The following is a 16974-nucleotide window of genomic DNA, read 5'->3' as shown; positions in this document are numbered from 1 at the left end:
TGAGGGAAATGGGGGCAACACCATGTTGAAAAGATTTCTCGCGCTGTCGGTCAGTCTCGTACTGGTCGTCGGAATATTAGCCGCATGCGGCGGCAAAAACAATGAAACAAATAACGGTACGAACGCCGGTAACGGCGAAGAAGGCGGCTCGGACAAAGCGGTAACGATTAATATGTTTACGGCATCGCCTGAATACACGGATGCATTCAACGCTTACATTGCAGAATACAAAAAAGTGAAGCCGAATGTAACGATCAACCTTGAAATTATGCAAGCTGACTATAACACGGTATTGAAATCGAAAATTGCTGCTGGCAGCACGCCTGACGTATTCCAGACAACAGCAGGCGGCGACATCGATACATTCGCCGAATACAGCGCCGACCTGACGAACGAGCCGCTTGCGGCTGCAATGACAGACGCTGTTAAGATCAACATGAGCTCTTCCGACGGTAAAGTACTCGGATTGCCGGTTAAAGGCAACCTGATGATGATGATCTACAACAAGAAGCTGCTTGCCGATGCAGGTATCACGGAAGTTCCGAAAACAACGGCTCAAATGAATGACGCTATCGCGAAGCTAGAAGCGAAAGGCATTACACCGTTCGCCAATGCGTACAAAGAGTGGTGGGTATGGAAACATATCTTCCAAAACTTCGTGAACGCCGCTGCTGAAGACGCAGGCACAACTCCGAAGGAATTGGTTGCTAAGTTCATCGCTGGCGAAACGACGTTCAAGGATCACCCTGTACTGTACGATAATTTCTTCAACTTCATTGATTCGACGGTTGAGCATGGCACGAACAAGCCGCTTGAACGCGACAGCAATGCTGAAGTGAGCGACTTTGCAACGGGCAAAGCAGCATTCATGACAGGCAAGGGCGCATGGGACGAAGAAGCGATCAAGAAAATCAGCCCGGACATCGAGATCGGTATCGTAGGATACCCGGTTAGCGACAAGGCTGAACAGAACCAACTGATTACAGGCGCCGACCAAGCGCTTCGCATCAACAAAGATTCCAAAGTAGCGAAAGAAACAATCGAGTTCTTCAACTGGCTGTATACTTCCGACTACGGCAAACAATGGTTCTCGAACGTAGCGAAAGTCATTCCGCCAATCAAGGACGCTCCATTGCCTGATTTGGTTATGCCGAAACAAATGGAAGAAATTTTGAAAACAGAAAAATCCGGCGACCTGACAGTCAACTACTCGCTCGATACGTTCCACCAAAAATTCGGCGAGCTTATGCAAGCTTACATCGGCGGCAGCAAAAAGAAAGACGCTGCAATCGACGAAATTCAGAAGGCGTGGGTACAATTCGGTTCCGCTCAATAAGAGCTGATCGCATTGGCAGCAGCGTATGAGGTTAGAGCCCAGCACTTTCGCAGTGCTGGGTTTTCTTTATTAGATGTGCGCGGTAAGTTCGGCGGAGGCTATGTTGGATATCTGCAGTAACTTTTCTCGGTTTTGGGCGGTTTAGGGATCTATATTGGATTTTTGCAGGATAGAGGGCTTATTATCTGGTAAAAGTGCGGTTTCGAGCCGAAGTTACTGCGATTATCCAACATAGCTTGATTGACTGGACAAATAGTCGTTTCTATATTGCAATAATCCAACATAGCTGCAGGGCGGGATTACGCAAGAGGATCTGTTGAGTCAACGAGTGAATAAGGAGGACAGGACAATGGCGGGTAGACATTCGATTGTGGAAAATGGGCTGTACCTTGTGTTCGATGTGACGGAGAGCGGTGATGTGAGACTGATGCATTTCGGATCAGCTCCGCTGGACGCGGAGTTGATTACAGATCAACAAATGCCGGGCTTCCGCATGCTGGAGCTGCAGCTAACCGGAGAAGATCGGGCCGAATACCATGGCCGCTCGCATCGCGCTTCCTATCCGGGGCTGCGCATGGTGTATGGCGGACATGAGGATAGCCGCAACGAGAATGGGCGATTGATCGCGGTTACGCTCGTCGATGAGGTGACGGGCTTGCGGGCGGTGCAGCACTACCAGTTCTATGACGGCATTCAGACGGTTCGTTGTTGGGTAGAGCTCGTTAATGGCGGCGCTGAAGAGGTTGCGGTTGAGTACGTGTCCTCGTTCGCGCTGACAGGTGTCGACAAGGAAGGTATATTGGATCGGAACGAGAAGATGAATTTAACGATCGCGCATAGCGGCTGGCAGAGCGAGCTGCAATGGCGGACATACAAGCTGCCGGAGATCGGCTTGTCGCATCTAGCCGATCGCGGTTCGAAGCGCCTTGCCTTCAGCAATACGGGCTCATGGTCGGCAGCCGAGAACTTGCCGATGGGCGTGCTGGAGAATACGGAAGCCGACAGCAGCCTGTTCTGGCAGATTGAGCATAACGGTTCGTGGCATGCGGAGATGTCCGATCAGAATGATCATATGTATCTGTATTTGAGCGGTCCGACGGAGCATGACAATCATTGGTGGCTGAAGCTTGCGCCAGGCGAGTCATTCAAGTCTGTGCCTGTAGCCGTAGGTGCGGTGCAAGGGGGCTTCGATCAGGCGATTGCGGAGTTGACGCAATATCGACGCGCCATTCGCCGTGTGAATGACGATAATAAGCTGCTGCGAGTCATCTTCAACGACTACATGAACTGTCTATGGGGCTCGCCGACGACGGAGAAGCTGCTTCCGCTTATTGATGCCGCAGCTGATGTCGGTTGTGAATATTTCTGTATCGACGCAGGCTGGTACGCGCCGGGCGAATGGTGGGATGGCGTCGGAGAATGGATGCCTTCCGAGGAGCGATTCCCCGAAGGCATCAAGTACGTGCTCGACTATATCCGCAGCAAAGGGCTTATCCCCGGCTTATGGCTGGAGCTTGAGGTAATGGGCATTAACTCGCCGAAGCTGGCGGAGACCGACGACAGCTGGTTCTTCATGCGGCATGGCAAGCGGGTGAAGGATCGCAGCCGCTATCAGCTCGACTACCGCAATCCCTCGGTTATCGCCCATGCCGATGAAGTCATTCGCCGCTTGGTGGAGGACTATGGCGTCGGCTACATTAAGATGGACTACAACATCAATGCGGGCATCGGGACGGAGACGGATTCGGACAGTATGGGTGACGGATTGCTGCAGCATAACCGGGCGTACTTGCAATGGCTGGATTCGATATTCGCACGATATCCTGAGCTGGTCATCGAGAACTGTTCGAGCGGCGGCATGCGGATGGATTACGCGATGCTGAGCCGCCACAGCATTCAGTCGACGAGCGATCAGGAAGACTACGTCAATTATGCGGCGATTGCCGCAGGCTCGCCGGCCGCGCTTACGCCGGAGCAATCGGCGATCTGGTCGTATCCGCTGCGCGAGGGCGATGATGAAGAGGTCATCTTCAACATGGTCAACGCGCTGCTGCTGCGCGTCCATCAGAGCGGACATCTCGCGGAGCTTAGCCCGCGCCGCCGCGAGCTGGTGAAGGAGGCGCTCGATTATTATAAGTCGATTCGCGGCGACATTCGCGAAGCGCTGCCGTTCTGGCCGCTTGGCCTGCCGAGCCACGGCGATGAGTGGGTCAGTCTCGGGCTGCGCCGAGACGACCGCATTTATGTAGCCGTCTGGCGCGTTGCCGGCGAGACGGCGCAAGTGACGCTGCCGCTGCCCGTGCCGCCGCACGGCAGCTCCGCCGAACCGGCGGTTCGCTGCGCGTATCCGGCAGCGCCCGCCGCAGGCACGGACTGGACGTGGAGCGCGGCCGACAGCTCGCTCACCGTCACACTACCAGCCGCTCGAACGGCTAGGCTGTTCGAGATCCGGCTGTAAGCAAAAGGCGCTTCCGACGTTCAGCTGAACTGGGCGGGGGGCAATAGTGTCATTCTAGGCAACTAATTAGTCTTGTACGCGGAACCTCGCCTGTTAGTTCGATATCGGGCAACTAATCGGGCGGATTTGGTGTTTTTGGCGTGAACCTGCGAATTAGATCGATGAAATGCAACTAATGAGCATGTAACCACCTGTTAGCTGAAATTAGTTCGATGAAAAGACACTAAATGCCCAATCCTTTTACAATATCTTAACTATCTATCGCGCTCCCTATTTGTTAGGATAATTCCCAAATGAAAAATAAAGGATAGGGTAGCATGCGAGCGACTTCATTGGAAACGGAAGCTTACAATCAAATCAAGGAGCGGATCGTGCGCGCTGAAGTCATGCCGGGCGTGCTGTTGTCCGAGAACGAACTGGCAAGCGAGCTAGGCATGAGCCGGACGCCGATCCGGGCCGCGATCGCGATGCTGGAGAAGGAAGGGCATGTCGAGAGCTTCAAAGGACGAGGCGTGCTCGTGAAAGAAATTTCGTTCCGCCAGTTTAGCCAAATGCTCGAAGTGCTCGTATCGATGCAGATGTTCGTCTTGGATATGGCGAAGCAAAGGGAGCTGCATTTCGACGTGGAAGCACTTGGCCTTTACTTGAAACGTCAGGACGTCTGCCGCGAGGAAGGCGACTTTCTAGGCTACTACAACAATTCATTGATGTGCATCGAGACGATATTAAGCGCCATGGGCAATGACTATATGCTTCAAGTGCTTGAATCTTATCGAGGTAAGTTCATCTGCCGGATGGTCACGTTCCGCAAGCAGTTTCCGCAATTAAAGCCGCAATGGGCCAATGTCATGAACGCCAAAATCTATCAAGCGCTGCAGCGCAAAGACTATGACGGAGCGAAAGCGGCGATCGAGGAAAATTATATGAATACGACGCAGCAGCTTATGCTGAGCGGCGTTATTTAAAAGTGAAGGGTGCCTACGCAGGCATCCTTTTTTGTTTTGTAAAGCGAACATGGTCTTTTACATATCATTTAGACTGCGATAACAATCCACTTACATACAACCTGCATACTGATCTCGGATAGTGATTCTTTCATTGCAAGATCCGAGAGGAGAGAGATTAGTGACAATCGTTCAAGCAATCCGCAATGCAGGTGAAATTTGGTATGACGATGCACGATTCAATACGGACAAGCGTCCGTGGTTCGGCAAGCTGCCGGAGCTAGCAACAGGAGATTTCTCTTTCGCGGTATTGGGAGACCGTTGCGGCATGGCGACAGCGGGCGTATTCGAGAAAGCGCTCGAGGTCGTAGCAGACTTAAAGCCGGATTTCGTCGTTTCGGTCGGCGATTTGATCGAGGGCTACTGGCGCGACGCTGCGGATGCAGAAGCCGAATGGGAATATATCGATGAAAAAATCAAAGCAACGGAAGTACCTTTCTTCCATGTTGTCGGCAATCATGATTACGGCAATCAAGTCATGCTGGATGTATGGCGCGATCGCAAGGGCTTCGAATACTACGCATTCCGGGCAGGTGACGCGTTGTTCCTCGTACTCAACACAGAGGATCCGCCGACTGAGCTGTCCGATGAATTTATCGATATTATCAAAAAAGCAACCTACAACGTTCAGAATGATCCGGAACATATGGAAGCGCATATGCAAGCCTTTTACGATGACATCGTAAGCCGGATGTCGCCAGAGCAGCTCAAGGAAATGGGACGCATCGATCTAGCGTTCAGCGATGAGCAGCTCGAGTTCGCAGAACGCGTGCTCGAAGAGAACAAAGATGTGAAATGGACCTTCATCAGCATGCATAAGCCGGGCTGGAAGTCGGAAGACAAGCGTTACGCCAAGCTAATGGAGCTACTGGACGGACGTCCGCATACGGTATTCGCCGGACATCTGCATGCCATGGAATATTCCGTAGTCGGCAATGGCGAGCGTATTCAGCTCGGAAGAACAGGCGGCCATGCGCATGGCAACGGACCGGAGAGCGACAACTTGTTCTTATGGGTCAATGTACGTGACGGCAAACCTTCGTACCGCGTCATTCATCTCGACGGCGTACAAGAAATCAATCATTACAAACCGCAAGCACATTCGCAATCCGAGGAGGCTTAATTATTATGCAACCTATATTCTTCGCACATCTGACCGACACCCATATTAATGTTCCTGGCAAAAATCCGTTATTCGAAATGGACGCTACGAAAAAATTACGCGAAACGTTCGCGGAGCTCGGCAAGCTGAGCCAAAAGCCGGCGTTTGTCGTGATTAGCGGCGATCTTACGCAGGATGGCGACGTAGAGGATTACCGTCATCTTCGCACAGTGCTGGACGAGGAGAAAGCGAAGCTTGGCGTACCGGTATATGTTGCCCTAGGGAACCACGATTCCCGCCCGTTTTTCCGCGAAGGGTATTTGCAGGAGCAGCCGTCGGAAGAGTCCTACTATTATAGCGTGATGGAAGACGGACTTCGGATCGTCGTGCTGAATACGCAAGTTCCGGGCATCCATGGCGGCCGCTTGGATGAAGAACAGTTGATTTGGCTCCGCGGCGTACTTGCAACGCCGGCACCGAACGGTACAATCATCGTTCATCACCATCCGGTCGTGCCAACGATGACGCCGATGATGGACAGCCATCTGCTCGACAATCCGCAAGACTTGGCTGCTGCGATCGAAGGAACGGATGTAATCGGATTACTGTCGGGCCATATTCACTGCAACAATATCGGCATATTCCAAGGGGTGCCAAGCGCTGCGGCGACCGGCGTCGCGTTCGGAATCGAGCCGACGAGCAATGACAGCATGAAATTCATCGACAACAGCGGCTATAACCTCGTGCTGGTGAAGAACGGGCAAATGGTCGTTCATCCGATGCCGATGGCAGGCGACCAACGAATCGTTTACGAATGGAAGATAGATGCTGCACATGCGCATGCGTAAATAGAACGGAATGTCTTCGAACTAACCGTAAATATATAAGCCCCATAGGGCTAATAAGGAGATGGAGTTAATCATGGCTTATAAAAAAGTAGCAGCTGCTACGCTAGTATCGTTATCTTTGCTGGCAACGGCTTGTGGCGGCAATGCGAGTAATACAAACGGTACGAGCACGAACACGAGCTCAAATGCAAATAAGAATTCGGCTAGTACAGAAAAAGCGGACAATACAGCATCGAACGAGCAAGTGACGCTGAAGTTCTACAGCTACAATCTAGCGATTGCCAGCCAGGTTCCGGGTACGGAGAAGCTGATCAAAGAATTCGAAGAGGCGCATCCGAACATTAAAATCGATGCCATTCCGGTAGCTTCGACGGATATTAACGCCAAGGTGCAGGCCGATATCGTAGCGGGCACGGCGCCCGATATCGCGCAATTGACGTTCGACGGCCTCGACTTCGCCGTCAACAACTTCAATGCCAAGCCGCTTGAAGATATCGTGGCGGCCGATGAACTGCAAAGCAATTTCGAGGGCTTCTCGCCGAACGGCATGAAGCTGGGCCAGTTGAACGGCAAAACATACGGCCTGCCGTTCACGTTCAGTACGCCGGTTCTTTTCTACAATGCGAAGCTGTTCGAAGAAGCGGGACTTGACCCGGCTGTGCCTCCAACGACTTGGGAGCAAGTGAAGGAATACGGTTTGCAGATCGGCGAGAAAACAGGCGTTACCGGCACGCATGTAGGCGGCGCGGCTGGCGGCGACTGGATCATTCAAGCATTGATCGGCAGCAATGGCGGACAAGCGTTGTCCGACGACCGCAAGACGATCAAGTTCGGTGAGCCTGAAGCGATTGGCGCAATCGAGATGTGGCAGGACCTGATCAAGAGCGGGGCGAACAGCAAGCTGAACGACGGCGAAGCGATGGAAGCGTTCAGTCAAGGCAAGCTTGGCATGCTGCTGTTCACGAGCGCGATTCAAAGTTCGTTCGTTGCCGCATCGCAAGCAGGAGGCTGGGAATTGAAGACGGCGAAGATGCCGGCCTTTGGCGACAAACCGACGATGCCGGTCAACTCGGGCAGCGCATTGTTCATTCTGACGGATGACAAAGCGAAGCAGCAAGCGGCATGGGAGTTCTTGAAGTTCGCGACAAGCGAGCGCGGTTATACGATCATTACTTCGGAGATCGGCTACTTGCCGCTTCGTCCGGCTATCGTGGAAGACCCGAACTACTTGAAGGGCTGGGTAGAAGCGAATCCGCTCGTGAAGCCGAACCTGGAGCAGCTTGACTCGCTGAAGCCTTGGGTATCGTATCCGGGCGCGAACTGGAAACAAATCGAGACGATTCTGAATGACTCCGTATCGAAGGCGATCGTGAGCGATGGCGATGTGGCCTCCATTATGCAGGATGCGCAGAAACGCGCCCAATCGCTGATTCAATGAGCTATGATGCAGTAAGCATGACCCGTCATGCAGCAGAAGCGAAGCCGCAAAGCAAGGAACGCAAGTCGTTCCTGCTGCGGCTTGGCCGAATCAAGCCGTACATCTATCTATTGCCGGCTCTTGTTTCGATCGGCTTTTGGATTTATAAGCCGCTGTTGCAGACGTTCCAGCTAAGCGTCTACCAATGGAATTTGCTTCCTACATCGCCGAAGCAATACGTTGGATTGAAGAACTTCACCAATCTGTTCAACCTGCCCGAGATGGGCATCGCGCTTTGGAATACGCTGATCTACACGGTGGGCATCATTCCATTTTCGCTTATCATTCCGCTTATTATCGCAATCGCAACGGACAATATCGGAAGAAAAGCGAGCAATGTCTATCGCGCGCTCATTTTCTTGCCGATGATCATGGCGCCGGTTGCCGTATCGTCCGTATGGCGCTGGATCATGCATCCGACGAACGGCATATTGAACAAGGCGTTAGTTGACTGGTTTCATCTGTCTGAACCGATCCGTTTCTTCACCGATGAGCATTGGGCGATATGGTCGATTACGTTCATCACAGGCTGGAAGCTGATCGGCTTCAGTACGCTTATATTTTCGGCGGCAATGACGGGCATCAACAAGGAATACATTGAAGCGGCCAAGATTGACCGAGCGAATGGGTTCCAAATCATTTGGCATGTTCTGTTGCCGCTGCTCTCGCCGACAATTCTGTTCATGGCCATGATGAGCACGCTTTTCGCATCGGAAATGAGCTTCTCTTATATTAACGTGCTTACGCAAGGCGGACCTTTCAACACGACGACGAACATTTATTACCTGCTGTGGACGTACGGCTTCCAATCGTTCAATATCGGGGCGAGCTCGGCTGCCGCTGTCGTCTTCTTCCTCGGATTCGGCGTGCTTGCTTGGCTGTTCATGAAATTAACGAAGAAGCTGTCGTTCTTCGACAACTAGAGAGGAGGGAACGAAGATGGAGAAGGCTGGACGCAAGGCGGGTTTTTATACGGCTGCTACGGTGAAGCATGCTGCATTGATCGCGCTCGCGCTGCTGGCGGTTTTTCCGCTCTATTGGATGGTCGTAACCTCCTTGAAACCGGAGACCGAAGTGTTCACCTCAAGCTTAATTCCGCTTCATATTACTTTCGATAATTACGTCAAAGCATGGAATGCCATTCCGATGGGTCGCATGCTGGGAAATTCCATGGTCGTGGCTATTATTCAGACAGTTATGCAGCTTTTTACAAGCATATTGGCGGCCTATGCGTTCACTCGCTGGGAATTCCGCGGCAGCAGCTTGATCTACGGATTAATCGCACTTACATGGCTCGTGCCTTTCCAAGTCATTATGATTCCGAACTATGTCGCGATCAGCGGCTTTGGCTGGCGCGATCATTTGATGGGGCTTATCGTACCTAATATTGCTTCGGCGTTCGCCGTGCTCCAATTGTACAACGCGTTCAAATCGTATCCGAAAACGCTGATCGAAGCCGCAAGGCTGGACGGAGCCTCCGATTGGGGCCTGCTGTGGCGCACGATCATGCCGAATTTGAAGGCTTCGGTCGCTTCGATCGGCATTCTGCTGTTCATCACCTCTTGGAACGATTATTTCTGGCCGCTCCTCGTGACGACGAAGCTGGAAAATACGACGATCCAAAAGGGTCTGCAAATGTTCATCTCCTCCGACGGCAATATGTGGGGAGCGCTTATGGCGGCGACGACGATCGCTAGCTTGCCCGTACTCATCATCTATCTTATGCTGCAACGACAAATTATCGATTCTTTCGTAAAAGGCGGACTGAAATAATGACAACGACAATAGACAGCAACAGCAACAAACGGCTTCTCCAGCTGGAAGGTGCTTATAATGTAAGAGATATCGGCGGTTATGGAGCTGCTGAAGGGCTTACGGTACAAAAAGGTCGTTTCCTGCGCGCGGACGGACTGCATCGGTTAACGAATGGCGACCAAGACGCAATTGTGGGAATGGGCGTACGCACTGTCATCGATTTGCGCCATGCTCATGAACTGGCGCAGAAGCGCAACGTGTTCAACGGCTCGGAGCGCGCTAACTACTATAATATTAGCTTAATTAATCCGGCGACATCGACCAATATGAATATTCGCAGCTTGGGCGATATGTACGTCAATATGCTGGACGAGTGCGGACACCTGCTCCGCGAAGTGTTCGAGCGAATGGCCGAAGCCGAAGGCGACGGCGTGCTGTTCCATTGCGCGGCGGGCAAAGACCGTACTGGCGTCGTCGCAGCCCTGTTGCTTGATTTGGCTGGCGTCGATCGCTCGGTCATCGTAGCCGATTATGCCGAGACGGAGGTCAATCTCGCGCCGATCATGGATGAGCTGCGCAAGGACCGTCCAGAGCAAATTCCGGCAGAGATGTACGAGCTGTTCCTGGGCAGCGCGCCAAGCAACATGGAGATGATGCTCGACCATCTGCACGGCAACTTTGGCGGTGCTGAGAGCTACTTCGCTCGAATCGGGCTTAGCAGTGAACAAATCGCAGGTTTGAAACGGATGCTTTTGCAGCCGTAAACTCTATCCCGGTATCCCAGCTGCTCTGGCACAATTGCTATGGAAGCAGAGTCGCAAGGGATGCTATAATTTGGTCAGCACACAAGCGAACGAAGAACGTTCTTGATGCCAATGGCACAGGAACGTTCTTTTTTTGCGTATAGGAAAGTATATGAGTTTGCTCATACTTTCTCTATACGTTTCGCCGAAACGATGGCGTCTATGGAAAGGACGCCGTCAGGCGTTTCTTCTTACGTTCACAAATTAGAGGAGGGAATAAGAATGAGTTTTGAGAAGGCGCATCAGGCATTCGTAGACGGACATTTGGCCAGCAGGGGCGGAGAACGCAAGGGGAGGCTGGAGAGGGGTCACGGTTACGCCGAAAAACTGTTTTTGCAAAACGTATGGTGGCCATTATTCGGCAGCTTCGAACATTTGCATCCGGAGTATGAGGTGTACGATTGGAATCGGAAGTCGCAATTTCTTGATTTCGCCTTTTTGCCGGCGCTTGGCCGTTTCGGCTTGGAATGCGACGGCTTCCAATCCCATGTCAAGGACATGGATCGGCAGAGCTTCAGCTACTCCTTGAACCGAGACTCCTTTCTGACGGGCATGGGGTGGAGGATGCTTCACTTTTCGTTTGATGACATTAAGGAACGGCCGGAGGTTTGCCGCATGCTGCTGCAGTTGGCGGTCAGCAAGTCGGTTATGTTGGGAGATCATGCTAAGCCGGCGGTTATTGTGGAGAAAGAGGTTTTGCGGCTTGCCTGGCACTTAGGACGCTCCATTAGACCGATTGATGTTACCAAGGAGATGGATGTGGATTTCCGTACGGCGAGAAAGTGGCTCCAGGCGTTGGTGGCGAAAGGGTGGCTGCGGCCGATCGGCAGCGGGCGAGGCGTGCTGTATTACGAGATGAGGGAAGGCACGCTTGATCTTCTTCTTTCCTGAATAAGCATTTGATTGGATTTCATCCAATCTCATACGCCTTATCGTTCATGGTTTGAGGTTTGAATGGATTTAGTACAGGCTAATGAGCGATTTTTGGTGGAATGGCGGGGAATGGGTGGATTAGGTTGGATGTTTTCCATTCAAAAGTAACTTTGTTGCCGGAAGAGGCCGTTTGATTGGACAAAATCCATTCAGGTGAGAATGGTGAGTGGGGAAACGTGTGAATTGGCTAGATAATCGATGCGATTGTACAAATCGTCATTCGTCTATGCGGTAAACGAAAAGCATTTTGGCGAAATCGTCATTCGGGGTGCGATGAAATCGACATCGGTTTTCGCGTTTTGCTCATATCGGGCGACTGCTGGCAGCCGTTACGCTGTGTAGGAGAGATGCATCTCACTAAACACAAGCGGAGGTTTAGCCATGAAACGATTGTTAGCAACAACACTCGGCATCGCGGTGCTGGGAACGACGTTAATCGCTTGTTCTTCTAATGGGGGGAACGCAGCAAACGGCAACACCAATACAAATGATTCGGCGAACCAAACACAGAATGCCGCCGAAGCGACAACGTATCCGATTAAGACAGACAAAAAGCTGTCCTACTGGGGAGAAATCAACGGCAACTTGATCGGCGTGAAAGCATCGCACAGCGAAGTGCCTTTCTTCCAAGATTGGCAGAAGCAAACGGGCGTATCGCTCGACTTCACCGCGCCGCCAACCGGCCAAGTGAAAGAAGCGCTTAACGTCATGCTCGCATCCGGCGATTTGCCGGATATGATTGAATTCAACTTCCTTGGCGACTTCCCGGGCGGTCCGGAGAAAGCGATCAATGACGGCTATATTTTGAAGCTGAACGATCTGATCGACAAGTATGCGCCTAACCTGAAGAAGTTCCTGCAAGAAAATCCCGACATCGACAAAATGGTCAAAACCGACAACGGCAGCTACTACGCCTTCCCGTTCATTCGCGGCGACGAGTATCTTCGCGTGTTCCAAGGGCCGATCGTTCGCCAAGACTGGCTTGACGAGCTAGGCCTCCCGGTTCCGGAGACGATCGACGATTGGACGGCTACGCTCACGGCATTCAAGGAGAAGAAAGGCGCAGCGGCACCGTTCGCGGTCGTCAGCAAGCCGCGTTTCTTCAACGAATCCGGCAACGGCGCGTTCCTCGGCGCATTCGGCGTGACGAGAGGTTTCTATTTGGAGGACGGCGCGGTTAAGTTCGGCCCAGCCGAGAACGGCTACAAAGAATACCTCAGCCTGTTCAGCGATTGGTACAAAAAAGGCTTGATCGATAAAAACATCGCCACCGCCGACTCGAAGGCGCTTGACGGTAATGTCGCTTCCGGCGCAACGGGCGCAACGGTAGGCAATGCCGGCGGCGGCATCGGCAAGTGGCAGCCGCTTGTCGCGGCTAACGATCCGAAGGCCGTGCTCGTCGCAGCTCCTTATCCGGTTCTTAAGAAGGGCGATACGCCGAAGTTCGGTCAGAAGCATAAAGCGTACGCGTCCGAAGGTACCGTTGCCATCACGACTGCAGCGCAAAACCCTGAGCTTGCCGTTCGTATGCTGGACTACGGTTACAGCGAGGAAGGCCGCATGTTCTTCAACTTCGGTACGGAAGGCGTCAGCTACGAAATGAAGGACGGCTACCCGACTTATACCGATCTATTGATGAAAAATCCGGACAAGCTCGCTCCGGCGCAAGCGATCTCGCTTTATGCCCGCGGCAGCTACAACGGTCCGTTCATTCAAGACAAACGTTACGCCGAGCAGTTCTTCGCCCTGCAAACGCAGCGCGACGCGGTGAACATCTGGCAAAAGACGGACGCGGACAAATACAGCTTGCCGCCGATTACGCCTACGCCGGAGGAGAGCACCGAGTTCGCTACGATTATGAACGACGTGAACACGCTCGTGGACGAAATGACGCTCAAAATTATTTTGGGTTCGGATTCCCCGGACCAGTTCGAAAGCTACGTGCAGAAGATGAAGTCGCTTAACTTGGATCGCGCAATCGAAATTCAGACTGCCGCCTTGGAGCGCTACAACAACCGGTAACAGCAAGGTTAGACGTAAAGGAGGGGGCGGGGCGGCGCTGACCGCCGCCCTCGTCCCATTTTTTGGATCGAGGTGACTAGCTAGTGGTAAAAAGCAGGTTTGTGCGCGATTTTATGCTTAATAAATATTTGTACATCATGATGATTCCCGTTCTTGCCTATTACGTCATCTTTCATTATGCACCGATGTACGGCGCGCTGATCGCATTTAAGGAATATTCGCCGATGAAGGGCATTCTCGGCAGCGACTGGGTCGGTCTTAAGCATTTCTACGATTTCTTCAACAGCTATTACTTTGTTCGCATCCTTAAGAATACAATCGTCATCAGCTTATATTCGCTAATCTTCGAGTTCCCCGCGCCTATTCTGCTCGCGCTGCTCATCAACGAGGTTCGCAGCAAGTCGTTCAAGCGCGTCGCTCAGACGATCACGTATATGCCTTACTTCATATCGCTCGTCGTCATCTGCGGGATCATTACCGACTTTACGAATGCTGACGGCATTATCAATAGACTGCTCATGACGCTTGGTTATGACGGGCAGGCGATGCTCCAGAAGCCGGAGCTGTTCCGCCCGATCTACATTTTGTCGGAAATCTGGCAGCGCATCGGTTGGGAGTCGATTATTTATATCGCCGCGCTGATGAGCATCGACCAGGAGCAATACGAAGCGGCAAGAATGGACGGCGCGAGCCGGTTCAAGCAAATTTTCTACATTACGCTGCCCGGCATTATGCCTACGATTGCCATCATGCTCATTCTTCGCATGGGCAATCTGCTCAACGTCGGCTTCGAGAAAATCATATTGCTGTACAATCCGGTCACGTACGAGACGGCCGACGTCATCTCGTCGTTCGTCTACCGGAAGGGCTTGCTGGAGTTCGGCTGGAGCTACAGCTCCGCGGTCGGCTTGTTCAATTCCGTCATTAACCTGATTCTTCTGATTACCGCGAATTATATTAGCCGCAGAGTCAACAAAAGCAGCTTATGGTGAGGTGAGGCAAAATGAAAAAAGATACGAGTCTGCAAGAAAGAGCGTTCGACATCGGCATATACGGCATTCTAAGCTTACTGGTCATCGCTACGCTGTATCCGCTCCTGTACGTGCTGTTCGCGTCGTTCAGCGACGCGGGTCAGCTGATCGTGCACAAAGGCATTCTATGGAAGCCGGAAGGGTTCTCTATTGCCGCCTATAAGAGCGTGTTCGACAATCCAGGCATCATGATCGGCTACAAAAATACGCTGTTTATCCTGTTCTTCGGCCTTATGCTTAATCTGCTCATGACGGCGCTTGGCGCTTACGTGCTGTCGCGGAAGAACGTACTTTGGAACAACGCGTTCATGATCGTCATCGTGTTCACGATGTTTTTCAGCGGCGGCTTGATCCCGCTTTACCTCGTCGTGAAGGGCGTAGGCCTGCTTGACTCGTTATGGTCGACCATCGTGCCGTTCGCAATCAGCACATTCAATCTGATCATTATGCGTACGGCGTTCATGGGCATTCCCGATACGCTGGAGGAGTCGGCGAAGATCGACGGAGCGAACCATTTTACGATTCTATTCCGGATCATCATTCCGCTTTCCATGCCGGTTATCGCCGTTATGATTCTGTATTATGCGGTCGACAAGTGGAACGGCTGGTTCTACGCTTCGGTATTCATTAAGAGCCGGGAGCTGTTCCCGCTGCAGCTCGTGCTGCGCGAAATTCTGATCGCGAACTCGACCGACAGCATGTCGGCGGGGGCCTCGGCAGGAGACCGCCATCAGATCGGCGAAACGATTAAATACGCGACGATTATGGTCGCTACCGTGCCGATTCTTTGCGTGTATCCGTTCGTACAACGTTTCTTCGTCAAAGGCGTTATGGTCGGCTCGCTCAAAGGGTAACGGGATTCACGTAGTCCATTAACAAATTGTACGGGGAGAAGGGAGCTTGCACTGGATATGCAATTGCATTCAACGAGCAATATAACGGATATTCCGTCCATCTGGCAGGACATTCAGGCCAAGGTCGATCAGATGATCGCGTTAATCGGCGCGAAGTCGCCGCATGTGGCGGGGGCAGACGGCAAATACGACGACCAGCGCATCGACTGGTGGACGTCGGGCTTCTGGCCGGGGCTATTATGGGTCATGCACGAGGTGACTGGCGAAGATCGATATAAAGAATCGGCATGGGAGTGGGACGAGAGGCTGGAGCGCCAGATGCTTCTGCCGAACTCGTTCGACCACGACGTAGGTTTTCACTTCCTGCCGACCGCGGTTGTGAAGCACCGTCTCACTGGCGATGAGGATGCGAAGCGCCGCGCTCTGTTCGCGGCGAACTTCCTGGCCGGCCGATTCAATCTGAACGGCCAATTCATCAGAGCTTGGAACGGCAATATGCATGGCTGGTCCATTATCGATACGAGCATGAATCTGTCGCTGCTGTACTGGGCGTCGCTCGAAAGCGGCGATCCTCGCTTCGCGCAGATCGCGACGGCGCACGCGAATACGGTGTTGAAGCACTTCATCCGCGAGGACGGCTCGGTTCGCCATATCGTCTGCTTCGATCCGCTCACGGGCGAATATGACGAGACGCTCGGCGGCCAAGGCGCCGCGCCCGATTCCGGCTGGAGCCGGGGAGCGGCATGGGCGCTGTACGGCATGGCGAATACGTATCGCTATACGGGCGATGCCGCCTATCTGCGCGCTTCCCAGCGCGTCGCCCACTATTTCCTCGCGAATCTGCCGGAGGACCATGTTCCGCATTGGGACTTCCGCGCAAGCGAGACGCTGGAAGGCGAGCCGCGCGACAGCTCGGCGGGCGCGATCGCCGCTTCCGGTCTGTTGGAGCTTGCGGGACTGCTCGCGGAGAAGGAAGGACGCGTCTACCGTGAAGCGGCGGAGCGGATGCTCGGCTCGCTTTATGCGAATTATGGCACTTGGGACGACAACGAGCACGAAGCCATTCTGAAGTATGGAACGGGGCATAAGCCGGCGGGGCAGAACGTCGATGTGTCGCTGATCTACGGCGACTACTTCTTCGTCGAGGCGATCGCGAAGCTGAACGGCTGGAAGCAGCGGGTGTTCTAGTCTAAGCAGCATAAGAAGCATGGATAGCTCGAATGGACTTTTCCATTCGGGTTATTTGTGCTGTTATGGCGCTGTTTTGAGGGCGTGTGGACGTTTCGTCAATCGTTTTGAATGTTTTGCGCATTCCTCGTTCCGCGGTCTTTTGGTTATAATAGGGGTCTAA

14 protein-coding genes are annotated in these 16974 nt (G+C 52.8%); all 14 read left to right on the top strand.

The window, feature by feature from the left end:
- Positions 1–22 precede the first annotated feature (22 nt).
- The 14 genes from AC0YN0_RS17060 to AC0YN0_RS16995 all read left to right on the top strand — a co-directional run bounded on the left by AC0YN0_RS17060 (position 23) and on the right by AC0YN0_RS16995 (position 16811).
- A complete protein-coding gene (locus tag AC0YN0_RS17060) occupies positions 23–1336 on the top strand; it encodes an ABC transporter substrate-binding protein (protein ID WP_442048490.1) in 1314 nt (437 codons plus the stop codon).
- Between the two features lie 349 nt (positions 1337–1685).
- On the top strand, positions 1686–3794 hold the full coding sequence (locus AC0YN0_RS17055) for a glycoside hydrolase family 36 protein (RefSeq protein ID WP_475822327.1): 2109 nt from the start codon (positions 1686–1688) through the stop codon (positions 3792–3794).
- Positions 3795–4111: 317 nt separating this feature from the next.
- Positions 4112–4759: a GntR family transcriptional regulator gene (locus tag AC0YN0_RS17050; protein ID WP_475822326.1), complete on the top strand. Its 648-nt coding sequence runs from the start codon at positions 4112–4114 to the stop codon at positions 4757–4759.
- 160 nt (positions 4760–4919) lie between these two features.
- Positions 4920–5921, top strand: a complete 1002-nt coding sequence (locus AC0YN0_RS17045) for a metallophosphoesterase family protein (protein WP_475822325.1) — start codon at positions 4920–4922, stop codon at positions 5919–5921.
- A gap of 5 nt (positions 5922–5926) precedes the next feature.
- Positions 5927–6748: a metallophosphoesterase family protein gene (locus AC0YN0_RS17040; RefSeq protein WP_475822324.1), complete on the top strand. Its 822-nt coding sequence runs from the start codon at positions 5927–5929 to the stop codon at positions 6746–6748.
- Between the two features lie 73 nt (positions 6749–6821).
- Positions 6822–8186: an ABC transporter substrate-binding protein gene (locus AC0YN0_RS17035; RefSeq protein ID WP_475822323.1), complete on the top strand. Its 1365-nt coding sequence runs from the start codon at positions 6822–6824 to the stop codon at positions 8184–8186.
- 17 nt (positions 8187–8203) lie between these two features.
- Positions 8204–9148 carry a carbohydrate ABC transporter permease gene (locus tag AC0YN0_RS17030; protein ID WP_442048496.1) on the top strand — a complete coding sequence of 315 codons (945 nt, stop codon included), beginning with the start codon at positions 8204–8206 and terminating at the stop codon, positions 9146–9148.
- A gap of 16 nt (positions 9149–9164) precedes the next feature.
- Positions 9165–9998, top strand: a complete 834-nt coding sequence (locus tag AC0YN0_RS17025) for a carbohydrate ABC transporter permease (protein WP_337104150.1) — start codon at positions 9165–9167, stop codon at positions 9996–9998.
- Positions 9998–10744, top strand: coding sequence for a tyrosine-protein phosphatase (locus AC0YN0_RS17020; protein ID WP_475822322.1), 747 nt, complete (start codon positions 9998–10000; stop codon positions 10742–10744). Before AC0YN0_RS17025 ends, AC0YN0_RS17020 begins: the two co-directional genes overlap by 1 nt.
- A 261-nt stretch (positions 10745–11005) precedes the next feature.
- The gene (locus AC0YN0_RS17015) at positions 11006–11674 is read left to right on the top strand and encodes a PDDEXK family nuclease (protein ID WP_475822321.1); all 669 of its coding nucleotides are present in this window, start codon (positions 11006–11008) and stop codon (positions 11672–11674) included.
- A 423-nt stretch (positions 11675–12097) separates the two neighbouring features.
- Positions 12098–13738 (top strand): type 2 periplasmic-binding domain-containing protein, encoded by a 1641-nt coding sequence (locus AC0YN0_RS17010; protein WP_442048500.1) that lies wholly within the window; start codon positions 12098–12100, stop codon positions 13736–13738.
- A gap of 113 nt (positions 13739–13851) precedes the next feature.
- Positions 13852–14730, top strand: coding sequence for an ABC transporter permease (locus tag AC0YN0_RS17005; RefSeq protein WP_475822518.1), 879 nt, complete (start codon positions 13852–13854; stop codon positions 14728–14730).
- An 11-nt stretch (positions 14731–14741) separates the two neighbouring features.
- Positions 14742–15623, top strand: a complete 882-nt coding sequence (locus tag AC0YN0_RS17000) for a carbohydrate ABC transporter permease (RefSeq protein ID WP_442048501.1) — start codon at positions 14742–14744, stop codon at positions 15621–15623.
- A 57-nt stretch (positions 15624–15680) separates the two neighbouring features.
- Positions 15681–16811, top strand: coding sequence for a glycoside hydrolase family 88 protein (locus AC0YN0_RS16995; RefSeq protein ID WP_475822320.1), 1131 nt, complete (start codon positions 15681–15683; stop codon positions 16809–16811).
- Positions 16812–16974: the final 163 nt, after the last annotated feature.

The sequence above is a fragment of the Paenibacillus sp. J22P218 genome (assembly GCF_056269195.1).
Note: the sequence above shows the minus strand (reverse complement) of the source record. Positions and strands in the feature narration are given on the sequence as shown.